Annotated in this window: 26 protein-coding genes; 14 read left to right on the forward strand and 12 right to left on the reverse strand. The window is 40.9% G+C overall.

The features are described 5' to 3' along the window. The first annotated feature begins 27 nt into the window (after positions 1 to 27). The 4 genes from ABDD94_RS14115 (at position 28) to ABDD94_RS14130 (ending at position 3,291) form a co-directional block, all read left to right on the forward strand. Positions 28 to 753, forward strand: a complete 726-nt coding sequence (locus ABDD94_RS14115; protein ID WP_345951441.1) for a DUF4397 domain-containing protein — start codon at positions 28 to 30, stop codon at positions 751 to 753. Between the two features lie 155 nt (positions 754 to 908). Then, on the forward strand, positions 909 to 2,633 hold the full coding sequence (gene lysS / locus ABDD94_RS14120; RefSeq protein WP_345952783.1) for a lysine--tRNA ligase: 1,725 nt from the start codon (positions 909 to 911) through the stop codon (positions 2,631 to 2,633). An 11-nt stretch (positions 2,634 to 2,644) separates the two neighbouring features. Continuing rightward, positions 2,645 to 2,959, forward strand: a complete 315-nt coding sequence (locus ABDD94_RS14125) for a hypothetical protein (protein ID WP_345952784.1) — start codon at positions 2,645 to 2,647, stop codon at positions 2,957 to 2,959. Between the two features lie 125 nt (positions 2,960 to 3,084). Then, on the forward strand, positions 3,085 to 3,291 hold the full coding sequence (locus ABDD94_RS14130) for a hypothetical protein (RefSeq protein ID WP_345952785.1): 207 nt from the start codon (positions 3,085 to 3,087) through the stop codon (positions 3,289 to 3,291). Between the two features lie 51 nt (positions 3,292 to 3,342). Here ABDD94_RS14130 and ABDD94_RS14135 read toward each other — a convergent pair whose 3' ends face one another. After that, positions 3,343 to 3,894 carry a DUF2892 domain-containing protein gene (locus ABDD94_RS14135; protein ID WP_345952786.1) on the reverse strand — a complete coding sequence of 184 codons (552 nt, stop codon included), beginning with the start codon at positions 3,892 to 3,894 and terminating at the stop codon, positions 3,343 to 3,345. A gap of 77 nt (positions 3,895 to 3,971) precedes the next feature. Between ABDD94_RS14135 and ung the strand changes: the two genes are divergently transcribed. Next, positions 3,972 to 4,649 carry a uracil-DNA glycosylase gene (gene ung / locus ABDD94_RS14140; protein WP_345952787.1) on the forward strand — a complete coding sequence of 226 codons (678 nt, stop codon included), beginning with the start codon at positions 3,972 to 3,974 and terminating at the stop codon, positions 4,647 to 4,649. A gap of 102 nt (positions 4,650 to 4,751) precedes the next feature. Here the strand turns inward: ung and ABDD94_RS14145 are convergent, their stop codons facing one another. Beyond that, a complete protein-coding gene (locus ABDD94_RS14145) occupies positions 4,752 to 5,222 on the reverse strand; it encodes an Lrp/AsnC family transcriptional regulator (RefSeq protein ID WP_345951436.1) in 471 nt (156 codons plus the stop codon). A gap of 121 nt (positions 5,223 to 5,343) precedes the next feature. On the opposite strand from ABDD94_RS14145, the gene ABDD94_RS14150 reads away from it, so the two are divergent. Genes ABDD94_RS14150 through smpB form a run of 3 tightly spaced genes read left to right on the forward strand, consistent with a single transcriptional unit; the run spans position 5,344 to position 8,350 of the window. Beyond that, positions 5,344 to 5,994, forward strand: coding sequence for a metal-dependent transcriptional regulator (locus ABDD94_RS14150; RefSeq protein WP_345952788.1), 651 nt, complete (start codon positions 5,344 to 5,346; stop codon positions 5,992 to 5,994). Beyond that, positions 5,991 to 7,874, forward strand: coding sequence for an Nramp family divalent metal transporter (locus tag ABDD94_RS14155; RefSeq protein ID WP_345952789.1), 1,884 nt, complete (start codon positions 5,991 to 5,993; stop codon positions 7,872 to 7,874). The genes ABDD94_RS14150 and ABDD94_RS14155 overlap by 4 nt, the downstream gene beginning before the upstream one ends. A gap of 26 nt (positions 7,875 to 7,900) precedes the next feature. Beyond that, positions 7,901 to 8,350, forward strand: a complete 450-nt coding sequence (smpB, locus tag ABDD94_RS14160; protein ID WP_345952790.1) for an SsrA-binding protein SmpB — start codon at positions 7,901 to 7,903, stop codon at positions 8,348 to 8,350. A gap of 87 nt (positions 8,351 to 8,437) precedes the next feature. Here the strand turns inward: smpB and ABDD94_RS14165 are convergent, their stop codons facing one another. Continuing rightward, positions 8,438 to 9,094, reverse strand: a complete 657-nt coding sequence (locus tag ABDD94_RS14165; RefSeq protein ID WP_345951432.1) for a protein-L-isoaspartate(D-aspartate) O-methyltransferase — start codon at positions 9,092 to 9,094, stop codon at positions 8,438 to 8,440. Between the two features lie 206 nt (positions 9,095 to 9,300). Here ABDD94_RS14165 and ABDD94_RS14170 point away from each other — a divergent pair, with 206 nt between their 5' ends. After that, complete coding sequence (locus tag ABDD94_RS14170) at positions 9,301 to 9,633, forward strand: hypothetical protein (RefSeq protein ID WP_345952791.1); 333 nt, start codon at positions 9,301 to 9,303, stop codon at positions 9,631 to 9,633. A 6-nt stretch (positions 9,634 to 9,639) separates the two neighbouring features. Here ABDD94_RS14170 and priA read toward each other — a convergent pair whose 3' ends face one another. Together priA and ABDD94_RS14180 are read right to left on the reverse strand one after the other, a co-directional pair. Beyond that, complete coding sequence (priA, locus tag ABDD94_RS14175; protein ID WP_345952792.1) at positions 9,640 to 12,126, reverse strand: primosomal protein N'; 2,487 nt, start codon at positions 12,124 to 12,126, stop codon at positions 9,640 to 9,642. Positions 12,127 to 12,129: 3 nt separating this feature from the next. Further along, entirely contained in the window at positions 12,130 to 12,516 is a 387-nt protein-coding gene (locus ABDD94_RS14180) for a DUF423 domain-containing protein (RefSeq protein ID WP_345951429.1), read from the reverse strand. 90 nt (positions 12,517 to 12,606) lie between these two features. Between ABDD94_RS14180 and ABDD94_RS14185 the strand changes: the two genes are divergently transcribed. Further along, entirely contained in the window at positions 12,607 to 14,193 is a 1,587-nt protein-coding gene (locus ABDD94_RS14185; RefSeq protein ID WP_345952793.1) for a hypothetical protein, read from the forward strand. 84 nt (positions 14,194 to 14,277) lie between these two features. Beyond that, positions 14,278 to 15,720 carry a DUF5723 family protein gene (locus ABDD94_RS14190; protein ID WP_345951427.1) on the forward strand — a complete coding sequence of 481 codons (1,443 nt, stop codon included), beginning with the start codon at positions 14,278 to 14,280 and terminating at the stop codon, positions 15,718 to 15,720. A gap of 2 nt (positions 15,721 to 15,722) precedes the next feature. Here the strand turns inward: ABDD94_RS14190 and tsaB are convergent, their stop codons facing one another. The 4 genes from tsaB to rpmH form a co-directional block, all read right to left on the reverse strand. Next, on the reverse strand, positions 15,723 to 16,409 hold the full coding sequence (tsaB, locus tag ABDD94_RS14195) for a tRNA (adenosine(37)-N6)-threonylcarbamoyltransferase complex dimerization subunit type 1 TsaB (RefSeq protein ID WP_345951426.1): 687 nt from the start codon (positions 16,407 to 16,409) through the stop codon (positions 15,723 to 15,725). 9 nt (positions 16,410 to 16,418) lie between these two features. Beyond that, positions 16,419 to 16,661 (reverse strand): membrane protein insertion efficiency factor YidD, encoded by a 243-nt coding sequence (yidD, locus tag ABDD94_RS14200; protein WP_345951425.1) that lies wholly within the window; start codon positions 16,659 to 16,661, stop codon positions 16,419 to 16,421. After that, positions 16,636 to 17,037 carry a ribonuclease P protein component gene (gene rnpA, locus ABDD94_RS14205; RefSeq protein ID WP_345951424.1) on the reverse strand — a complete coding sequence of 134 codons (402 nt, stop codon included), beginning with the start codon at positions 17,035 to 17,037 and terminating at the stop codon, positions 16,636 to 16,638. Before rnpA ends, yidD begins: the two co-directional genes overlap by 26 nt. Positions 17,038 to 17,109: 72 nt before the next feature. Further along, entirely contained in the window at positions 17,110 to 17,268 is a 159-nt protein-coding gene (rpmH, locus tag ABDD94_RS14210; RefSeq protein ID WP_158827814.1) for a 50S ribosomal protein L34, read from the reverse strand. A 140-nt stretch (positions 17,269 to 17,408) separates the two neighbouring features. Here rpmH and ABDD94_RS14215 point away from each other — a divergent pair, with 140 nt between their 5' ends. Beyond that, positions 17,409 to 18,272 carry a ChaN family lipoprotein gene (locus ABDD94_RS14215; RefSeq protein WP_345951423.1) on the forward strand — a complete coding sequence of 288 codons (864 nt, stop codon included), beginning with the start codon at positions 17,409 to 17,411 and terminating at the stop codon, positions 18,270 to 18,272. Here the strand turns inward: ABDD94_RS14215 and mscL are convergent, their stop codons facing one another. After that, a complete protein-coding gene (gene mscL / locus ABDD94_RS14220) occupies positions 18,273 to 18,662 on the reverse strand; it encodes a large-conductance mechanosensitive channel protein MscL (RefSeq protein WP_345952794.1) in 390 nt (129 codons plus the stop codon). It lies immediately after the preceding gene. A gap of 165 nt (positions 18,663 to 18,827) precedes the next feature. Here mscL and rpoN point away from each other — a divergent pair, with 165 nt between their 5' ends. After that, positions 18,828 to 20,300: an RNA polymerase factor sigma-54 gene (rpoN, locus tag ABDD94_RS14225; protein ID WP_345951421.1), complete on the forward strand. Its 1,473-nt coding sequence runs from the start codon at positions 18,828 to 18,830 to the stop codon at positions 20,298 to 20,300. Positions 20,301 to 20,374: 74 nt separating this feature from the next. On the opposite strand, the gene ABDD94_RS14230 is transcribed toward rpoN, so the two are convergent. Next, positions 20,375 to 20,695, reverse strand: a complete 321-nt coding sequence (locus tag ABDD94_RS14230; RefSeq protein ID WP_345952795.1) for a hypothetical protein — start codon at positions 20,693 to 20,695, stop codon at positions 20,375 to 20,377. Between the two features lie 124 nt (positions 20,696 to 20,819). On the opposite strand from ABDD94_RS14230, the gene ABDD94_RS14235 reads away from it, so the two are divergent. Next, positions 20,820 to 21,326 (forward strand): DUF892 family protein, encoded by a 507-nt coding sequence (locus tag ABDD94_RS14235; protein WP_345952796.1) that lies wholly within the window; start codon positions 20,820 to 20,822, stop codon positions 21,324 to 21,326. A 73-nt stretch (positions 21,327 to 21,399) separates the two neighbouring features. Here ABDD94_RS14235 and ABDD94_RS14240 read toward each other — a convergent pair whose 3' ends face one another. After that, positions 21,400 to 21,774, reverse strand: coding sequence for a YtxH domain-containing protein (locus ABDD94_RS14240; RefSeq protein ID WP_345951418.1), 375 nt, complete (start codon positions 21,772 to 21,774; stop codon positions 21,400 to 21,402). Positions 21,775 to 21,846: the final 72 nt, after the last annotated feature.

The raw sequence follows: 21,846 nt of genomic DNA on the forward strand, positions 1-21,846 counted from the left end.
TATAAAGTTTAATTAATACGTACAGCAATGAAAAACATTACACAAATGGTTAAAGGGAGTGTGAAGATTTTAGGCCTTTTGTTTTTAGTGTCAACAACACTTACTTCCTGTTTAAAAGACAATGATAATGACGGTTACGTAGCACCTAAGTCCGCCTTAATTTCGGTAATTAACGCCTCACCCGATTCTCAGCCGCTTGATTTTTATCTAGATCAGAACCGTGGCAATAATTACCCTATTAGCTATGGCAACGGGCTCGACTACATTAACGCTTACACCGGTAAAAGAACTGCCTCTTTTTACGTAGCTGGCACGCAGACTAAAATTAAGTCGGATACGATGACCCTGAATGTTGACAGGGCGTACACGTTATACTTAACCAATTTAACTGCGACACCAGATTTTGTTTTGTTACAAGACGCTATTGAAAAGCCGGCTGCAGGTCAGGCTGCTATTCGTTTGGTGAACGTAAGCCCAACTGCCCCAGCTGTTGATCTGGCCATTAAAGATGGTGCAGTGTTAGTAAACAATAAAGCTTACAAAGGCTTCTCGACGTTTGTACCTGTTCAAGGCAATGGCACGTACACGCTTGAGATCCGCCAAACAGGCACAAATACAGTATTAGCATCTATACCCAACGCAAACTTAAAATCAAATGCCGTTTATACAGTATGGTTACAAGGTTTGGCTGCGGCCACCGATGCTAAAAAGCTTACTGCTCAAATACAAACCAACGCCTATTATAACCAATAACAGCGTTGCGCTAACCTTCTGAAAGGCTAATCATTTTAAAAATGATTAGCCTTTCTTTTTTCCTGCCTATCCGCACCTACCATGTATACCTATTCGCTGTAAACCACTGAGTAAAAATCCCTATCTTTGCAGCTTTAAAAATACCGTTTATTATTATGAGTATTGCAGCTTTATCTGAGCAAGAAATATTACGTCGCAAGTCTTTACAGGAGCTTAGGGCGCTGGGTATAAACCCTTATCCTGCCGAGGCCTACCCTGTGAACGCGTGGGCAAATGACATTATTACCAACTTTAACACTAACCCTGATAAATATAAAGAAGTAACCATTGCAGGCCGTATCATGACGCGCCGCATTATGGGCAGCGCTTCTTTTGCTGAAATACAGGATTCGACCGGCCGCTTACAGGTTTACATTAAGCGCGATGACATATGCCCTGGTGAGGATAAAACGCTTTACAATACCGTATTTAAAAAACTGTTGGATATTGGCGATTACATTGGCATTAAAGGTTATGTTTTTTTAACTCAAACCGGCGAGATTTCTGTACACGTACAGGAATTAAACGTATTAGCCAAATCATTAAAACCGCTTCCGGTTGTAAAACGTGATGATGACGGTAACATCTACGATGGCTTTACAGACCCTGAGCTACGCTACCGCCAGCGTTATGTGGATTTGACAGTTAACCCCGAGTACAAACAGATCTTCATCAACCGCTCAAAAGTGGTAAGCACCATGCGTAATTACTTTAACGAGCAAGGTTGGATGGAGGTAGAAACTCCTATTTTACAAGCCATACACGGCGGCGCAGCAGCTCGTCCGTTCAACACGCATCACAACACGTTGGATATGCCCCTTTACTTGCGCATAGCTAATGAATTGTATTTGAAAAGACTGATAGTAGCTGGCTTTGATGGTGTGTACGAGTTTGGCAAAATGTTCCGTAACGAGGGTATGGACCGTACCCACAACCCGGAATATACCGCTATGGAAATTTACGTAGCCTACAAAGATTATATATGGATGATGGCGATGGTAGAAGAGTGCCTGGAAAAAGTGGCTGTTGCAGTACATGGAACACCAATTGTAAAAGTAGGCAGTAATGATATAAACTTTGCTGGTCCTTACGAGAAATTATCTATGTATGAATCAATTTTGAAGTATACGGATATAGACGTATCTCAAATGGATGAGCCACAATTGCGTCAAACCTGTCGCGATTTGGCTATTGAGGTAGATGCTACGATGGGTAAAGGCAAATTAATTGATGAGATTTTTGGTGCCAAAGTGGAGGCAAATCTGATACAGCCTACCTATATAACCGACTACCCGATTGAAATGACGCCGTTGGCAAAAAAACACCGTACCCAAGACGGCTTGGTAGAGCGTTTTGAGCTATTTATAAATGGTAAAGAAATTGCTAATGCTTACAGTGAATTGAATGACCCTATAGATCAGCGTGAGCGCTTCGAAGAGCAGCTACTGTTAGCCGGCCGTGGTGATGAGGAGGCTATGGCGATGGACGAAGACTTCCTTCGCTCGCTGGAGTACGGCATGCCGCCAACGTCGGGTTTGGGTATAGGTATAGACCGCCTGGTGATGCTAATGACTAATCAAAGCACTATTCAGGAAGTTTTGTTCTTTCCGCAAATGCGCCCCGAGAAAAAAGCTAAAGTGGTTACTATAGATGATTTTGTAAACATAGGCGTTCCGGCCGAGTGGGTACCGGTTATCAATAAGATGGGCTTTAACACTGTTGAGGACTTAAAGGCAGCCAATCCTAACAAGGTATTCAACGATTTAGGCGGCATGCGCAAAAAGTTAAAGCTTGATTTAACCATACCATCAAAAGAAAGTGTAATGGCTTGGTTTGAATAATCATTATAACTATGACCCACATTATGTACATTGAAAGAAAAGCCGGCGATGTAACTGGCAATGCCCGGATTGGAAAAGTAAAATTTTCTAAGACAGGCCGCTCGATGTACTATGGTGGCAAAAGCTTTATAAAGGTAATTGGGTATAAATACAATTGCATTGAAGAGGAAACGGGTGAAGCATATTGGATTAGCGGGTGCAAAAAGAACGGTTGTGATTCACTTTACGCTCAACGTCCTGTTCTAATTGATGAGGATATCAGGGAAGAGTATTGGATGACCATTCGCCACATGCCCTACTTAAAGTATAAATGCTTTTCACATTAATAAATAATAGAAAAGGCTGCATTACTACAGTCTTTTCTATTTAAGACACATCCTTAACCAAAACTTAAAATAACAATAACTTCGTGTTCATAATACTCATTTACTTTTATAAAAATGAGAATTATATGAACTCTACACTTGAAATAACAGAACAAGAATTTTTAATTAAGCTAGACCGTAAAAAGTTTAATGTATCCTTTGTACGTTCTTTGCTGAAACTGGTTGAATTTTCGAACCCATCTGATGATAGCTTTATAATGCCCGACCGTAATATACAACCGAGCTACCGCAACGCCGAGCCCAACTACTTTGGCAGCATCGATGAAAAATAAAAAAGGCCTGAATGTTTATCATTCAAGCCTTTTTTTATTCTTGTAAACTAATTAAAAGTTGCGGTAACCGCCACGCTGTACTTGTTGCTTATCCATTTGAGCCATCTGGCCCTTCATCATTTTGATTTGCTCTGCCAGCAATTTATTTTTGTCTTCTTTAGCAGCTTCCTGCAGGTATTGCTGCGCCTCACGTTTGTTACGTTTAGCCATTGATATGCCAGCCAAACTTAATTTGGCCAGCGCTATATTGTGCGACATGGTCATACCTAATGATATAGCTTTCTTAAAGTATTTCTCTGATTTTAAAGGCGCCTTGCGAGATTCTATTAGACCTATTAAAAGGTTATAGTAACCATGTTGTCCTTTAAATAATTGTTTTTCGTAATCAGTAATCTTCATTAACCACTTTTCAGCTTCTTCAGAATTCTCTTTGCGCAGGTAATACTGGGCAACCAGCATATTTTCGTTAAAAAAGAAAGTAAGTAATACCAAACCACCAATCAGGAACACCAAAATGCCCCAGCCCCAAAAACCAAAGGCACACAGGGTAACGCCTGCACCCATTACCACACAGGCTATTATTAACCGAACAATATTAGACATCGTTTGTACTTTGTTGTATTAAAGTGCAAATATCCGTTTATTTATACGTTTAAGCAATTAACCGCACAAATATTTATATGGCAATAGAATTGGAACCATCCTGGCTAAAAGTACTTCATAATGAGTTTGAGAAAGACTATATGATTAAGCTCAAAGAATTTTTAAAACAGGAGAAAGATGCCGGCCATAAAGTATATCCTAAAGGAAGCGATATTTTTAATGCCTTCAACCATACGCCTTTTAACAAATTAAAAGCAGTTATTTTAGGCCAGGATCCATATCATGGGGCAAATCAGGCCTTTGGTCTGTCATTCGCCGTACAAAAAGGCATAACAGTGCCGCCATCCCTCAAAAACATTTACAAAGAGTTAGCTACGGATATCCCGGGCTTTACAATTCCTAATCATGGCGATCTTACCAAATGGGCCAACCAAGGTATATTGCTGTTGAACGCCACACTTACTGTACAGGCGGGCAAACCAGGTTCACATCAAAAGAAAGGCTGGGAGATTTTTACTGATACGGTAATTCGTACCATCTCGGAACAGAAAGAAGGCATTGTATTTTTGCTATGGGGCAAATTTGCACAAGCAAAAACCGAGCTTATTAATACCGAAAGGCATCATGTGCTTAAAGCTGCTCACCCATCGCCCTACTCTGCCGATAACGGCTTTTTTGGCTGTCATCATTTCTCAAAAACAAATGGTATACTGACTTCCGACGGAAAAACACCTATCGACTGGCAAATTGACTGAACTATAAAGCCAGGCACTGTAAAGTAAGGTTTTATTTAAACGAGAACGGCTGCAAGTGTTATACATGCAGCCGTTTCAGTTTTTACTTGTAAATTTAAATTACTAATATTCTAAAGGCACAGTAGGCTCTTTCTTACTGGTCGACATAATCATCATAGTTTGGAATGTTTTTACTACGGGTATGCGGCTTATCTTATCCATAATTAATTGCTCGTAAAGCTTTATATCGCGTACATACACTTTCAGCAAAAAATCGCATTGCCCGGTCACATGGTGACACTCCGTTACCTCTTTTATTTTCTGAATTTCTTTTAAAAAAACATCTATTGTGTTGCTTTTATGAAAGTCCAGAGAGACCTGTATAAACGTTTTTATGCCTAATCCCAGTTTCTCTTCATCTACTAACGCATGGTAGCTTTTAATGTATTCCGCATTCTCCAGCTTACGTACACGTTCTAAGGTAGGTGCCGGCGATAACCCAATTTCGTTGGATAGTTGCAGGTTGGTGATACGTCCGTTCTCTTGAAGTATTTTAAGTATTTGTAAGTCTATCTTATCTAATTCAGCACCCATGTTTGCAAAGATATATCAGTACAGCACAAAATAAAATTTTTTATTCAGTTTGATAAACAAAAGTTAATTTTATAAGTTTTAAAATTTAGACAAGCCTAAATTTAATATTAGATTTGTATAAATGCACTCATTTACAGAAGAAAACTATATAAAAAGCATTTATCATTTACTTGTACGCACACAAAGCGCTACAACAAATGATATTGCGGCGGTGCTTGGCACCAAAGCTGCCTCTGTTACAGATATGCTTAAAAAGCTGGCTGATAAAAAGCTCATCAACTACACACGCTACCAAGGCGTTAGTTTAACCGAAAGTGGTGAGCAGGTTGCATTAGCTGTTGTACGCAAGCACCGCCTGTGGGAATATTTTTTAGTAGAAAAATTAAACTTTAAATGGGATGAAGTACACGAAATGGCCGAGGAACTGGAGCATATTACTTCGACAAAATTAATTGACAGGCTGGATGAGTTTATGGGATGTCCGCAATTTGATCCGCATGGCGACCCAATACCAGATGCAGACGGCCGGATAATCCAGCAGCAAATGCAGCCAATGTTAGTGCTTTGTAAGGATCAAAGCGGCACCATTGCAGGTGTAGCCAACCACTCCCCTGCTTTTTTGCAGTATCTGGAAAAGACACAGCTTACAATTGGCCAAACTATAACTGTAAAGGAAGTTACAGATTATGACCTTTCGGTGCAATTACATACAAACAACAAGGAATTTAATATAAGCCATGAAGTGGCTAAAAATTTATTAATAATTATATGAGTACTAACAGTGAATCGCTCAGCAGCGTACACAGTTCGGTTGAAACCCAAAATAAAACCGGCTGGCGTAAAATACTGGCTTTCATTGGCCCCGCTTACCTGATTAGTGTAGGTTATATGGACCCGGGCAATTGGGCAACCGATTTACAGGCGGGTAGCCAGTTTGGTTATAAATTGGTGTGGGTGCTTTTGATGTCGAACCTAATTGCGCTGTTGCTACAATCATTAAGCGCGCGGTTAGGCATTGTAAGAGGTTTGGATATAGCCCAGGCCTCAAAAAACACCTATCCACGATTTATAAATTTCTGTTTATACGTTTTGGCTCAGATTGCTATTATAGCATGTGATCTGGCCGAAATTATTGGTATGGCCATTGGCTTGCAGTTGTTATTTGGCCTGCCGCTTATTTGGGGTGTATCTATCACCATGCTGGATACGATACTGCTACTTTTCCTGCTCAACAAAGGTATGCGACGGCTTGAAGGTTTCATTGTTTCGCTGATTTTTATTGTTGGGTTTTCGTTTCTTATAGAGATGATTATTGTAAAGCCCGATTTGCCGGAACTAGCCAAGGGCTTTATTCCATCCCCCCTAAATCACGATGCGTTATACATTGCAATTGGTATTATCGGCGCAACAGTAATGCCACACAACTTGTATCTACATTCGTCCCTGGTGCAAACCAGAAAAATAGACCGGAGTGACGCTGGTATACGCAGTGCCTTAAAATTTAACTTTTGGGATACAACTATAGCTTTAAATCTTGCCTTTTTTGTAAACGCAGCCATATTGATTTTAGCAGCCAGTGCATTTTTCCGTAACGGCTACCATCAGGTTGCCGAAATTCAGGATGCGCACAAATTGTTAAGTAATATCTTTGGCTCAATGGCACCTAAACTGTTTGCCATTGCCTTAATTGCGGCTGGTCAAAGCTCAACTGTAACCGGCACGCTGGCAGGCCAAATTATAATGGAAGGCCACCTCAATCTGCGCATAGCGCCTTGGTTGCGCCGTTTGCTGACCCGTTTGCTGGCTATACTACCGGCATACCTCACCTTGCTGTACGCCGGCGAGAACGGACTAGGTCGTTTGCTGGTTTTAAGTCAGGTGGTTTTGAGCTTACAGCTCGGCTTTGCCGTAATACCACTGATACATTTTACTTCAGACAAGCAAACCATGGGCAAGTTTGTGATAAAGCCGTGGATAAAAATATTGGCCTGGATATTTGCAATTTTGATCGTAGGTTTAAATGCACGCTTGGTTATTGAAGAAATTAATAAGTGGAGTGATGCCAACCCCCAATCCCGCTATATTGTGCATTACGTAATTACTCCTATAGCTATAGCTGTAGGCGTCTTACTGCTGTATGTATTCATCAAGCCATTAATTAGCAAAACAACAAAAAGCACAGCTGCCGTGCCGCACGGCATCGCAGTAGCTATCCAGGAGTTGGATGAGGTGAGCTACAACCGCATTGGCATTGCTATAGATTTTTCGAACAATGACCAAATAGCCATAAAGCACGCCATAACGCAAGGCGGCAAAAAGGCTATGTATACGCTTATACATGTTGTTGAAACTGCAGGCGCCCGTTATCACGGCACACAAGTAATGGATTATGAAACCCAAAGCGATTTTGCCAATATGGAACAATACGTAACGGCGCTTGAGCAATTAGGCTACCAATCGGTAACGCGAATTGGTTATGGAAATAGGGCAAACGCCATAGCCAAGGTTGTACGCGACGAAAGTGTTGACTTTTTGGTAATGGGATCGCACGGCCATAAGGCCATGAAAGATTTAATTTATGGCACTACTGTTGATACGGTAAGGCACCTGGTAAATGTGCCTGTGCTGGTGGTAAAACCAGCCAAAAAATAATTTGCATATTTGCATGCTCAGCCATCATGAACGAACAACTCTATATAAAAAATAAAAAAGCGTATTTTGAATATCATATACTCGACGAGTATACTGCCGGCATAAAATTGCTGGGTACCGAAATTAAATCTATCCGTGATGGAAAGGCTAATCTAAACGATGCCTTTTGTACATTCATCAGCGACCAGTTGTACGTTCGCAACCTGCACATATCCGAATACTCGCACGGCTCATTTTATAACCACGAGGCCAAGCGCGACAGGGTTTTGCTGCTGAATAAAAAAGAGCTAAAAAAACTTCGTACCCGATCTGAAGAAAAAGGATTTACTATAGTACCACTTGCCCTGTTTATCAGTGAGCGCGGCTTCGCCAAATTAAAAATTGGCCTGGCCCAGGGAAAGAAGACTTACGACAAACGCGAAACCATGAAGGAGCGCGACACCAAGATTGAATTAAGCCGGGTAATGAAAAGATAACCTTGATTTAGGAAGGGTGTGATGGGAAGTTATTATATATACAGTACTACACCGGGGTCGGCATAACATCGTTTACCTATTAAATGCTTACCATGCCTTGTCGCCTACCAGTGGTACAAATCTAAAGGTATCCAATACTACCTTTTCGTAGTCATTTTCAGCTACTTTTAAAATAGTTACCATTTTTTGCTCGTTCTCGTCGCCAACCGGAATAACCAGTAAGCCGCCCACATTTAATTGTCGCAACAAAATTTCGGGCACCGTGGGTGCACCTGCAGTAACAATAATTTTATCATAAGGTGCATGGGCTTCAATGCCCTTAGAGCCATCGCCTAAAAAGAAATGCGGTTTGTAACCCATGTATGGCAACACCTGTATGGTACGCTCATAAAGTTTCTCCTGCCGCTCAATGGTATAAACCTGCGCACCTAATTCCATCAATACGCAGGTTTGATAACCACAGCCGGTGCCTATTTCCAGCACCTTTTGCCCTTTATGAATATGCAATAACTCAGACTGGTAAGCTACGGTATAGGGCTGTGAAATAGTTTGCCCCGCCCCTATCGGAAAGGCAATATCTTTGTAAGCCTGATTCCAAAAGGTTTCATCAAAAAAGAAATGGCGGGGTACTTTACCAATAGCGGCCAACACTTGTTCATCTTCAATACCCTTCTTTTTTAAAACTTCAACCAACCTTTTACGGGCACCCTTCTCGCGGTAATTATCAATAAACTTGTAAGCCATTTGTTCTGCAAATCTACGTTAAAACGGGCGCTTTTTGATGATACTGTAAAAAGTTTGGGCGTGATTGGCGTTTAAGCTATTGGGTGTAAGCACAGTAAAAAATTGTTCTAAGATGTTTGGCATCGAAGCTAAACTTCACAATTTGATAACAATCAACGTTGTTGCATTTATGCAATGCTGCACGTACTTATTTAAACAATAACTAAATGACAAAATTTGCACCAACAAAAGCGTGGTTCGCGGCTTGTCTGTTGATCATATCAACAATAGCTTGCAATAAACACGATTGTGAAGAAATTGAAGACGATCGCTTGGAAGCCACTGCAACCATTATTGATAGTGGAAGCCCGGCCCTGGATGGTTGTGGATGGCTGATCAGAACAAACGGAACAACTTACAGCCCCGATAATTTGCCTGAGGCTTTTAAACTGAATAATATTCAAGTAAAAATTATTTACACTATATCAGAAGCTAAATTTCAATGTGGTTTTAACAACAGTGGTCCGAATTTTATCCATTTGTACGATATTAAAAGATAGCCCGCCTTAGTAAGGATCTACATTGGGCTGTACCAAGCACCCTTTACTTAATTTGGTAGTCTGAAACTGCAAAATCACATCGCGAATTACGGTTTTAACCTTAGCAATAGAAACACTGTCCTTCTCGAATTTTAGCATGATAGATTTGATATAAAAGTTACGTATCCGGCTTATCAACGGAAACTCTGGCCCTATCACACGGTCGCCAAAGTGCTTACGAAGTTCATTAGCCAGGTACTCGGCCTGATGAAATAATCGTTCCGCATCTTTGTGTTTTACGTCCATTTGTATGATGCGATAAAACGGCGGATACTTAAAGCTCTTACGTTCCTCTATCTCAGTCAAATAAAGTTCCTTATAATCATTCCGTATTACTTGGTCAACAACCCGGTGATGCGGATTGTATGTTTGTATAACCACCTTACCTTGCTTGCCCCGTCTTCCGGCTCTTCCACTCACCTGTGCCAACATCTGAAAACTACGCTCGTTGGCACGATAATCAGGATACTTTAGCAAACTATCTGCATTGATGATACCAATAACGGTTACATCGGAAAAATCCAGTCCCTTGGCCACCATTTGCGTACCTACCAGTATGTCTATACGTTTTTCCTCAAGGTCGTTCAGCATGTTTTGGTAAGCATTGCGTGTGCGGGTAGTGTCCAGGTCCATACGGGCTATGCGTGCATCGGGTAGCAAAACCTGCAGCTCGTCTTCTATTTTTTCCGTACCAAAGCCTTTATACTCCAAGTGGGTTGAACCGCATGCCGGGCAGGTATTGAGTGATTCCTCTTTATAACCACAATAATGGCAATGTAAGTGGCTACTACTTTTATGGTAAGTTAAACTTACATCACAATTGATACAACGCGGTGTAAAGGCGCAAACACGGCAAACCAATACAGGTGCGTAACCGCGCCTGTTCTGGAAAAGAATAACCTGTTCTTTATTGGCTATAGCATTTTGCATATCCTTCATCAGCACACTCGTAAAGTGCGATTGCATGGTTTTGCGCTTGGTTTCCTCTGTAATACTCACAACCTCAATTTGCGGCAGGCTTACGCCACCAAAGCGTTCTGTTAACTCGGCCAAACCATACTTTTTAGTACGGGCATTAAAGTAAGATTCGAATGATGGTGTGGCCGACCCCAACAATACTTTAGCTTGATAACGGCCCGCCAGATAAATGGCGGCATCGCGAGCATTGTACCGCGGAGCTGGCTCAAACTGCTTGTAAGAAGTTTCGTGCTCTTCATCAATGATAATAAGGCCCAAATTATCAAACGGCAAAAATACCGATGAACGTGCGCCAAGTACCACTTTGTATTCATGCTTTAGTACCTTTTGCCACACCTCTACGCGTTCATTGTCATTAAAACGGGAATGGTAAACACCTATATCATTACCGAAATATTTACGTAAACGCTCAATAACGTGCGTGGTTAAGGCAATCTCTGGTAATAGATATAAAACCTGTTTGCCGGCCCGTATAGCTTCTTCTACCAGCCTGATATATATTTGCGTTTTCCCGGATGATGTCACACCATGCAGTAATATCACTTCCTTTTCATGAAATTGCTGTTGTATATCTTCTAACGCCCCTTGCTGTGCCTCATTTAAGTTGAAGGTTGCAAATGATTCATAATCTTCATAATAAAGCCGGCTTACATTTTTATCTTCTGCTATCAATATCTGCTTATCTGTTAATGCTTTAATGATAGATGAACTTGCATCACTTGCATCAGTAAGGTCGTTTTTAGATACCAGCTTTTTCTCGCGCGACAATTTGATGTAAGCTAAAACGGCATCTGCCTGTTTAGGTGCCCGGCGTTCGAGTTGTACAAACAAGGCCTTCAACTGGTCCGGATCATCGTAAATCGGATTTAATCGGATGTAAGTACGCTTACGGGGTTTATAACGCTCACTCACCTCTTCCGATATGTGGATGATGTTCTTATCAAACATGGATTTGAGCACCGGCATTACCGTTTTTTGGCCCAGCAGCTTTACAATATCACTTACCGTGAGCACAGGTTGCAGGTCAAGTGCATCTACAATTAAAAATTCCTTATCATGCAATTGAGAACGGTCAACATGTTCGTCGGGGTTGAGCATAATGCGGGTTTCACTGGCCAGCTTTAGGGCCGATGGTAGCGCCGCAGCCATCACTTCGCCTATGTTGCATAAATAATAATCGGCCAGCCACTTCCAAAATTCCAACTGCTGTGGCGTAACAACAGGCTCTTTATCTAACACATCCATTAGATATTTGGCCTCATACCTACCAGGCGCTTCGTTTGTAATCTCTTTAATTATCGCAGTGTATAATTTGCTTTTACCAAACTGTACTACCACCCGTTTACCTATGGCAACGGCATCATTAAGTTCAAATGGCACACGGTACGTGTAATTTTTAGAAATAGCCAGCGGCAGTATTACCTCTGCAAAAAGAGTAACACGGTCGGTGTGGTGTGTTTCAGCAAATTCTAACATGATTTATTTTTCTTTCCCGGCGCCTAATGCCAGTGTAATCCAGCCGGCTATAAACAACAGTCCGCCTACTGGTGTGATTGGCCCCAACACGTGGAGCCAGCTCCATTGCAGTATACTATTACAGGCCAGCAAGTATAATGAACCGGAAAAAAATAATATACCCAACGTAAACAGCCAGTAACTGGCATAGGTAAAATTATTATTGCTGCGGTTAAATGCTGCCAGAAACAATAACGCAAAAACATGGTAAAAATGATACTGAACGGCAGTACCCCATACTTGCAGTTGCTGTGGTTCGAGCCGGGCCTTCAATCCATGGGCGCCAAAAGCGCCCGTAATAACAGCCAGTGCGCCTAATAACGCTGCAGTAACAATTATTCTTTTATTCATTCAGATGTAAATTCATGCTAAATTAACCAATTGCAAGTATTCCTTTATTGGCACAAGGTAAAAATCTACATTTGCCTATTGTAAAGCATTATGAAGAAACTGATTATCATCACCATACTTTTATTGATAGCAACCGCGGTGGTAACAGTTGCATATTTTAAACACCTGAACCCGCCGGGTCAACGAGCCACTCAAGTAATCAATACCATACCGCCGTCAGCAGCCTTAATTTTTGAGTTTAACAATGATGACAGCTTTTATGACATTTACCAAAAAAGCAGCCTATTTAGTGCTGTAACAGGCAAAAACAAAATGGCGCAGTTACACGCGCTACGTCAATCTGTATTGGGCAACAATTTGTTAAAGCCTTTCTTTTCTGATCAAAATATCTTCGTCTCCATACACCCACAACGTGATGACAGCCTGGCATTTTTAATAACCATATCTACCACAACAGAGCTAGGCAATAATGTTATAGCACAGGCAGTGCACCAGCCCAACGTTAAATTAAAAGCTGTTAAATTTGGTAAAAAAGCAGGCTATGCACTAAAAACCGATTCGCTTGATTCAGACTTTTATCTGGCTAACAAAGGTAGTGGTATTTGGCTGGGTAGTTTTTCGAAAGACCTAGTAGAGGAAAGCTTGAAGTATGCTGCTAATGAGCAAACAAGCCAATTTGTTTTATTACCTGATCAGCAAAATGCAACTTCTTTAGGCACCCTTTACGTCAATTACAAGCAAGTTGGACCTTTACTTAACCAATTATACAAAGGAGAAAATGTAGATTTTTGGAAGGGTTTGCCTATGCTCCCCGCTACCGCTACTTTAAGCCTAAATTATAAGAGCGACGCCTTAATGTTTAATGGGTTTACAACGTTTAAAAGCGCTCAGCACATTAGTTATGTTGACATTTTCAGAAAGATGGCCCCGGTTGCAATGGACCTGAAGAATTTGTTTCCCTCCACAACTGCCTATGGCTGTAGCTATGCAACACCGGATGTAAAGTTATTTAAAAAGTTGTTGAATAGCTGGCAACACAAGGCAGGTTTAGAAGCAGACAAATCATCGCTTTTTAAAAAGATAAAGAACGAAACCGGCGTGCAATTCAACAAGGAATTTGACAATTTACTCGATAATGAGTTTGCCGTAATTACCACCCGTTTTCAAGAAAAGCTAGCCATTATTAAAGTGAAAAACGGTACAGCACTTAGGCCATACCTTAACAACATTAGTACACTCACACCAGATGAGGAAAGCGGGCAGCTTAATTATAACCAGGTTTTCTTATTTTTATTAGGCGATGCCCTAACACCGTTTCGCCGGCCCTATTTTATAATTTTAGATAATTATCTGGTACTGGCTAACTCGTCGCATGATTTAGCCAACTTTAAACAGAATTATCTGAACAATGAATTTTTAAACAACAGTGCCGACTATGTGGCTTTTAACAACTTGTTGGCGCAACGTTGTAATGTAAGTTACTTCGTGCACTTTAAGAATGCCGGCTACGTTTTTAAGCGCACGCTTAAATCGCCATATGCAAAAGCTTACCAGCAGCAGCCCGGACTAAAAGATTATTACGCCGCATCCTATCAACTTTCTGCTTCTGAAAATCAATATTACACCAACCTTTGTTTCAAACTAAACACGCCCGACAGCGTTTCTTTATCCAGGTAACATTATTTTTACAATTTGTGGCTGGCGCTGTAATAAAAGGCAATATTCTGCGTCTATGCTACTAATACTTGCTTTAACGTCTGAATGAATAAGTTTTTAATTGGTTTACTATTAATTGGCATAAGTACTAAAAGTTACGCTCAACGTTTTGCCCACTATAATACCGGCACGTTGTACGACTCTTTTGAAAACCCATCGCAGGCTGCTTTTATACCCGACTCGAGCCGGCAGTTTGCTTTTAGTTTGTTACCCAACATAAGTGTAAATGCGTTTTTACAAGGTAACGGTCAATACACCTTAAAATCGAGACTTTTTTTGGGCCGATATAATAGTGAAGCGATTACTGTAGGCCAAAACCAGAATAACAATGTAATGGCTAATGTTAACGGGTATATTGGAATGCTTAAAATGTTTACCAGTTTAAGCGGCAAACAGGAAGTTGGCGTGTCATGGCAAGTTAAGGGTTATGGACGCGGTATGGTTACCGATGAAACGATGGCCCTTTTTAACGGAGCCGGCCCCTTTATTGGAAACAACCCCTCTCCTGTTATAAGCTATGCAAATATATTTAACAGCAAGGCCTTCTATGAAGCCTATCATCAGTTTAGTATCACCTACCGTGAAAAGGTAACGCAAACATTTGCAGTTGGCGTTAAGTTAAGTGCTTTATCAGGAATAGCTTACAACAAAATCAACATTACGCAATCGAACATAGACTTTTTCCGGCAACAAGATGCTGCCGTCCTCGCATTAGCCGGTACATTTCAAAGCACTTATGAGCTTGGCACCTTTCGAAAACGGGATTTGCTTCCTAATATAAATAATCCAGGCGCAGCTATTGGTTTAGGTGCTACGTATACAGGCTTAGCCGGCATCATTATGCAGGGTAATATTAAAGACCTTGGCTTTATAAGATGGGGAGGCGACGCAACAACTTATACCTTTGGCAATGGTGTACCACCTGCACGTATCGAGGGTCTATCTACACCGCAACGCGAAAAAAATGTGAGCAATGCTTTAACTAAATTAGTAGAACGATTACCAGAACAAAAACCTTTTGTTAAACCTATTGTGGGTAGGGCCGAATTTTCGATGGCTAAGAAATTCATGTTTGGTAAAACTACCTATTTACCTACGGCTATAGTTTCTAAGCAACTTTACGGATCTGGCACTGCCCTCGCATTGGTGAATCAAATAGATTTCGGTGGATTTGGTGCCTCTTTAAGCGGTATTTCCAATGAAGAAAAGCGCTTTGATCTAGGCCTTCAATTCATGTATAAATCACCGAACTTTGAGATTTTTGTTGGCAGCGAGCAACTCGGCAAAACAATGAACCTTAATAGTGCAAGCGGAAAAAACGAGGATGCTATACTCAAACCGATGTCACATTCGGGTGGAAATATCTACTTTGGCTTCTCCTTTAAGTTTGGTAAACTTATAGAACGCTGGAAGGGCGAAGGATACCATTACAACGGAGCAGAACAAGGACCGCTTGGCCAGGCCTGGAACCGGTGGTTTAATAAATAAGCTTAAGCACCTGCCTTTTTGCCGGCAATAAACTCCTTCAAATAAAAAGGCTCAAAGTAAGCAACGTCCTCAAACAGCCTAGCTTCAAAGGCTGCACCTGCACGGAATGCCAAATGAGCGGCAGAATTTATAAAGTTGGTATGAAATAAAGCGTTGCCGTGTGCTTCTAAAACGGACTGGCACTTAGCTGCACCATCTCCAAAAAATAGTACTTTTTGACTCGCCAGCACAGTAGCAAAACTATTTTCATCAATAATTTCTGCAGTGGTATTTTGCAAACGGTTTCCGTTAACATCAAATAAGGCCGTATAAACCTCCATTCGTCGGGCGTCAATCATAGGGCATAATAACAGGCTTTTATCCGTTACCTGCTTAGCCATACCATCAGCCATAGCTTGTAAAGTTTCAACAGCAATCAATGGTTTATCCAAAGCATAGCACATACCTTTGGCTGTTGATACACCTATCCGTAAACCCGTGTATGAACCGGGCCCACTGCTTACTGCAACGGCATCAATATCCTGGTAAGTTTTTTGGGCCGTTTTGAAGACGTCTTCAATAAATATTGTAATTACTTCGGCGTGTACGTTTCGCTGGTTGAGTTCTTTTAACGCTAAAACATTTCCATTATCCACTAACGCTACCGAACACGCTGTAGTGGCTGTTTCTATTTGAAGAATTAAACTCATTGGTTTTAGTTAAGGTACCGGATCATGCCCATGGCCTCCCCAAGGATTACAACGGATTATACGCTTTATTGTAAGCCAACCACCTTTAAAGGGACCATGTTTTTTTATAGCCTGCAAACCATAATGCGAACAGGTAGGCGTGTAGCGGCAAGATGCGCCCAATATTGGCGAAAGCACAATTTGATAACCTCTTATGAGCAGGATAAATAACCGGCTTATAACGTTATTAAACAGCTTTAGGATGGTTTGCATAAGCCTGCTCGCACAGTTGCGACAATAGTTTAACCATCTTTTTATCCATAAAAGTAAAATCGTTTATCTCTTTACCAATGTAGTTAAGGGATAAAAGGATTTGCGTGCCTTGCTCTTGCAACGGTTGGTAGAGTAACAGTTGTTTGTGTAGCCGGTACACCTCACGCATGCGCCTCTTAATCAAATTCCGATCAACCGCACGGCGATAGCGCTTCTTAGATACTGCAAAAACAACCTGCACAGTAGCCGGCTGCTGTACTGATGCCTGCAACCATGATACACGGAATGGATAACACAAAAAGGAAGAGCCGCTACGAAAAAGCTCATCTAAAAGCCTTTTATTGCATAGCCGCTCTTCCTTTTTAAAAGTATACATATTGCTTATATGGTTAACCGGAGATTAATAAATAACGGCACCAACCCCAGTTATAGGAGCAAGCAACCTGTATTATGCCTTATGACGACGCTCGTCAGACACTGATAATCTCTTTCTGCCTTTTGCTCTTCTGGCTGCTAATATCCTTCTGCCGTTAGCAGTTGCCATGCGCTCACGGAAACCGTGTTTGTTTCTTCTTTTACGTTGAGACGGCTGAAACGTTCTTTTCATGATTGTATATTCTTATATTCGTTATATTCCTAAAAAACGGGAGCGCAAATTTAGTGTTTTTCTGTTAGTTATCAAATATAATTATTACTATTTAAAATTATGGCTTATTGGCAGTAAATTACGATTCTAAACAGGTAATTATGAAATTAGGTCTTGTATATGTACTGCTACTTATACCCTTTCTGGCGCCAGCGCAAAACAACTACAAAGTGTTTAACACCACTACACAAAAGCTGGCCACGCTTGATGATATTGCAAAGGAGATGGCTAACGCGGATGTGTTGTTTTATGGTGAAGAACATAACGATTCGGTTGGCCACACATTAGAGCTAGCGTTGTTTACCAAACTTATTGAAAAATATCCAGGCAAAGCTACTTTATCGCTCGAGATGTTTGAGACAGATACACAGCCTGTGCTAAATGAATACCTCAACGGTTTGATACGCGAAAAAAATATGATTAGCGACGCACGTGCATGGCCTAATTACACAGACTACCGCCCGATGGTAGAATTGGCTAAACAGCAGCACATACCTGTTATTGCTGCTAACTCACCCGGCCGATATACCAACCGGGTAACCCGCTTGGGCTTAAACAGCTTAAACGATTTGAGCTCCACCGCAAAAACTTGGCTTCCTCCCCTGCCTGTTGATACAGCAACTGGTGCCTACGCTAAAAAGTTTGCCGCTTTAATGGGAGGGCACGGGATGCCGGGCATGCAAGTGTACCAATCACAAAACCTTTGGGATGCCACAATGGCCTGGTCAATTACCAAGCATCTTAAGGCACACGCCGGCTGCAAAATTATGCAAATCAATGGAGGCTTTCACAGCGAGGATAAGTTAGGCGCTGTAGAAAAACTTAAAAAGTATGCACCAACAGCACGCATAATAAACGTGGCGGCATATGCTATTGACAATATAGAAACGGTTGACTGGAGCAAATACAACAAAGCCAACAATTATATAATTGTAACCGACATTAAATTGCAGAAAAGCTTTTAGTTAAGCCTTACGAGCCAGAATATCTCTTATCTCAGTTAATAAAACCTCTTCTTTGCTTGGTGCCGGAACCACTGTGGGCGCCACAGCTTCTTTCTTTTTGAACCTGTTGATTGCTTTTATAAATAAAAATAAAGCAAAGGCAACGATAACGAAAGAAATAATTTGTGACAAGAAATTGCCGTACTTAATGGCCGTACCGGGCACCACCAACTGGCCCAGGTTTGATAAATTAGCCACTTTTAGTGCCGGCGTTAATATAGCCGGAGTAATTATATCCTCCACAAGCGAGCTAACAATTTTTAAAAAAGCGGCGCCTATAACTACTGCAACAGCTAAATCTAACACATTGCCTTTAACGGCAAACTCTTTAAACTCTTTTAAAATCGACATAAGGCGAATAATTAGTTGTACGCAGGCTAATTTACAATAATATTAGCATATCAAAATTCAATGTCAGCACAAACAAAACCCCGCTTTTGATATTTACCCATTAATCTATAAACTTACTTTTTGTTTAATAACGCCTATTGATGTATTTTTGGCGTAGTCTATATTATGTTAAAACAGAATCTTCAACAAAAACTCTTACAAAAGCTTTCACCGCAGCAAATTCAGTTTATTAAGCTGTTGCAAGTACCTACGGTATCGCTCGATACCCGTATTAAGGAAGAATTAGAAGAAAATCCGGCTCTTGAAGATTTAAGCTTAACTAATATGAGCGAGCCGGAAGAACAATATCCCGACCGCGACCCAGATGAAGATTACTCAGGCAACGAAGAAAGCAATGAGTATGATGAGTTTAATATTGACGACTACCTGCAGGACGACAACGTAAACGATTACGGCTCCCGATATGACCAAAACGGTGATGACGACGAGGAACGTAAGGAAATGCCTATAGCTATACAAAGCTCATTTTTCGAAAACCTGCAATCGCAATTGGATTTAGTACCATTGAGCGATAAAGATTTCCGTATAGGGCAGCAAATTATAGGCAGTTTAGATGATGATGGTTATTTACGCCGCCCTATCATGTCGCTAACTGATGACCTGGCATTTTCACAAAATGTAATGGCCGAGGATGAAGAAGTGGAAGAAATGTTAAAAGTGATTCAAAGCTTCGATCCTCCGGGCGTTGGTGCACGCAGTTTGCAGGAGTGTTTGCTCATTCAGTTACGGCGCAAAGACGTTACTGATCCTATTATTGTTAAAGCCATACTGGTAGTTGAGCACTATTTGGACGAGTTTACCCGCAAGCACTACGACAAGCTGGAGAAATCGTTGAACATGAACTCTATTGAGTTACGTGGCGTTGTTAACGAAATTTTGAAGCTCAACCCTAAACCGGGCGACTCTAATGAGGTTAATACCAAACAACAGCAAGTTATTCCTGATTTCCATATCAGCAATAATGATGGCGTGCTGATACTTACCCTTAATGCCAAGAACGCTCCCGAGTTGCGTGTAAGCCGCTCTTACCAGGAAATGTTTGAGCATTATGATAAGGCTTCGCAGCGCGATAAAAAAATGAAAGAGGCGGTACAGTTTGTAAAGCAAAAACTCGACTCAGCCAAGTGGTTCATAGATGCTATTAAGCAACGGCAGCAAACATTGTTAAAAACAATGAACGCTATTATGCAGTATCAGTATGAATTCTTTTTAACCGGCGATGAAAAGAATTTGCGCCCTATGATATTAAAAGATATTGCAGACCGTATCGGTATGGATATTTCTACGGTATCGCGCGTGGCAAACTCTAAGTACGTGCAAACCGAACATGGAACTTACCTGCTTAAGTCTTTCTTTTCTGAAGCTATCCAAACTGAAAGCGGCGAAGAGGTATCCAATAAAGAGGTTAAGAAGATTTTGGAAGAGTGTATTGGTGGCGAAGATAAACGCCACCCACTGGCCGATGAAAAACTTACCGATATATTAAAAGAAAGGGGCTATAACATTGCCCGCCGCACCGTAGCTAAATATCGTGAGCAAATGAATATACCAGTAGCCCGCCTGCGTAAGGAACTTTAAGAGTATAAACTGGAAGCAGAATTGATGACCTGGCAAAACCAGGTCCTTTTAACTTCTCTCCAATTCTTATTTAATTACTCTTTATCAAAATCAGGCTCTTCCTGGCTGTCGTTGTTGAATGCTTCAGGGCGCACACTTTGTATGGCGGCACCAATTCGTTCAACCAGGTCGTCATCCAAAGCGCCATCTTGCTGTTCCCAGCATTCAATTTCTTTACATGTGTGAACCAGCGTACACAAATGCTCGTCGTTAGCCACAACAATGTAAGTATCATTACAAGGTATGACTAACATGTTGCTTAAATCGCCAGTATCATAAAAATCAACTTCAATTTTAAATGACTCTTCGCTGTTTTGCTCGTTGAAGTCAAGCTCGTCGAAATTTTCTTGTTGCATGTTTAAAATACAAACTTGGTTCCGGATGGTTTTCTGAAAATGATGAAGCAATCGTAATATTAATTATAGATTAATTTTCACTAAACTAATTGCTAAGCCGCATTTTAATGAGTTACTTTACTATATGGAACTCAACCTCGCCAACTCAACAAGCCCCGAGATGCTCAAACTGCACTTTGTGCATCACTTAAACAGAGTTTATTTCGGCAAAAAATACCTACAGGAACATGTTCCTAATCTAATCGGTATATCCTCTCTTCGTAAGCTACAATTAGCTATACATGAGACTTGGGAAGATATTTGCAACCAAGTGAAGCGGCTGCAAGAAATATATGTGCTTATTGATGAACAGCCTGCTAACGAAAATTGCGTTCCTATAATTGCTGTATTTAAAGATGCTTTTGAACCACAGGATTATGGTGCTGATACCAACCTGATCAATGATGTGGATATTATACTCTATTTGCAGCTTTTAGAGCATATTAATTTAACCTCATACAGGCTGTTAAAAGTATTGGCCGCCGCACTAAATTATAAAGAAGCGGAACAACTACTGCTTGAAAGCTTTGATGAAGCGATAGATAACGACAAACTATTTGCGATGATTGCGGACGAATATGTTAGACGTTAACGCTTACTGATAAACTAAAAAAGCCTTTAGCGTTAAGCTAAAGGCTTTTTTAGTTTATATAAATTGCTTTAAATTATGCGTTTTGAACTGAAGTGTTCAGATCGTCAGCTTCACCTTTGAAGGCTGATTTGGCTCTGTCAACAGAATCACTTGCATATGATTTTGCATCATCAAACTTAGCTTCAGCCTCGTCTTTGTAGTCTGATAAGTTACCCAATACGCCGTTAAATTTTGACTTTGCTTTATCAACCAGTGTATTGCCATATTCTTTTAGGTCATCACCGGTAATTTTGGCTTTGTCTTTAGTTTTTTCAACTAAGTCATTTACGTAATCGGCAATGTCTTCGCGCAACTCTGAGCCACTCTCAGGCGCTAACAGTAAACCTATTGCTGCACCAGCTGCAGCACCTACTAAAAGTGCTGCAATAATTTTAGTTTGATCTTTCATGTCTTTGTTCTTTTTAGCAGATGATATAAATGCATAACGTTTTATGAACACTACTGTTTAAATAATTTGCAA

The organism is Mucilaginibacter sp. PAMB04168 (genome assembly GCF_039634365.2).
Classification (GTDB): Bacteria; Bacteroidota; Bacteroidia; order Sphingobacteriales; family Sphingobacteriaceae; genus Mucilaginibacter.

Coding starts and splice junctions, on each gene's coding strand:
- ABDD94_RS14115 (WP_345951441.1), top strand. CDS start 28: ATGAAAAACATTACACAAATGGTTAAAGGGAGTGTGAAGATTTTAGGC.
- lysS (WP_345952783.1), top strand. CDS start 909: ATGAGTATTGCAGCTTTATCTGAGCAAGAAATATTACGTCGCAAGTCT.
- ABDD94_RS14125 (WP_345952784.1), top strand. CDS start 2,645: ATGACCCACATTATGTACATTGAAAGAAAAGCCGGCGATGTAACTGGC.
- ABDD94_RS14130 (WP_345952785.1), top strand. CDS start 3,085: ATGAACTCTACACTTGAAATAACAGAACAAGAATTTTTAATTAAGCTA.
- ABDD94_RS14135 (WP_345952786.1), bottom strand. CDS start 3,894: ATGTCTAATATTGTTCGGTTAATAATAGCCTGTGTGGTAATGGGTGCA.
- ung (WP_345952787.1), top strand. CDS start 3,972: ATGGCAATAGAATTGGAACCATCCTGGCTAAAAGTACTTCATAATGAG.
- ABDD94_RS14145 (WP_345951436.1), bottom strand. CDS start 5,222: ATGGGTGCTGAATTAGATAAGATAGACTTACAAATACTTAAAATACTT.
- ABDD94_RS14150 (WP_345952788.1), top strand. CDS start 5,344: ATGCACTCATTTACAGAAGAAAACTATATAAAAAGCATTTATCATTTA.
- ABDD94_RS14155 (WP_345952789.1), top strand. CDS start 5,991: ATGAGTACTAACAGTGAATCGCTCAGCAGCGTACACAGTTCGGTTGAA.
- smpB (WP_345952790.1), top strand. CDS start 7,901: ATGAACGAACAACTCTATATAAAAAATAAAAAAGCGTATTTTGAATAT.
- ABDD94_RS14165 (WP_345951432.1), bottom strand. CDS start 9,094: ATGGCTTACAAGTTTATTGATAATTACCGCGAGAAGGGTGCCCGTAAA.
- ABDD94_RS14170 (WP_345952791.1), top strand. CDS start 9,301: ATGACAAAATTTGCACCAACAAAAGCGTGGTTCGCGGCTTGTCTGTTG.
- priA (WP_345952792.1), bottom strand. CDS start 12,126: ATGTTAGAATTTGCTGAAACACACCACACCGACCGTGTTACTCTTTTT.
- ABDD94_RS14180 (WP_345951429.1), bottom strand. CDS start 12,516: ATGAATAAAAGAATAATTGTTACTGCAGCGTTATTAGGCGCACTGGCT.
- ABDD94_RS14185 (WP_345952793.1), top strand. CDS start 12,607: ATGAAGAAACTGATTATCATCACCATACTTTTATTGATAGCAACCGCG.
- ABDD94_RS14190 (WP_345951427.1), top strand. CDS start 14,278: ATGAATAAGTTTTTAATTGGTTTACTATTAATTGGCATAAGTACTAAA.
- tsaB (WP_345951426.1), bottom strand. CDS start 16,409: ATGAGTTTAATTCTTCAAATAGAAACAGCCACTACAGCGTGTTCGGTA.
- yidD (WP_345951425.1), bottom strand. CDS start 16,661: ATGCAAACCATCCTAAAGCTGTTTAATAACGTTATAAGCCGGTTATTT.
- rnpA (WP_345951424.1), bottom strand. CDS start 17,037: ATGTATACTTTTAAAAAGGAAGAGCGGCTATGCAATAAAAGGCTTTTA.
- rpmH (WP_158827814.1), bottom strand. CDS start 17,268: ATGAAAAGAACGTTTCAGCCGTCTCAACGTAAAAGAAGAAACAAACAC.
- ABDD94_RS14215 (WP_345951423.1), top strand. CDS start 17,409: ATGAAATTAGGTCTTGTATATGTACTGCTACTTATACCCTTTCTGGCG.
- mscL (WP_345952794.1), bottom strand. CDS start 18,662: ATGTCGATTTTAAAAGAGTTTAAAGAGTTTGCCGTTAAAGGCAATGTG.
- rpoN (WP_345951421.1), top strand. CDS start 18,828: ATGTTAAAACAGAATCTTCAACAAAAACTCTTACAAAAGCTTTCACCG.
- ABDD94_RS14230 (WP_345952795.1), bottom strand. CDS start 20,695: ATGCAACAAGAAAATTTCGACGAGCTTGACTTCAACGAGCAAAACAGC.
- ABDD94_RS14235 (WP_345952796.1), top strand. CDS start 20,820: ATGGAACTCAACCTCGCCAACTCAACAAGCCCCGAGATGCTCAAACTG.
- ABDD94_RS14240 (WP_345951418.1), bottom strand. CDS start 21,774: ATGAAAGATCAAACTAAAATTATTGCAGCACTTTTAGTAGGTGCTGCA.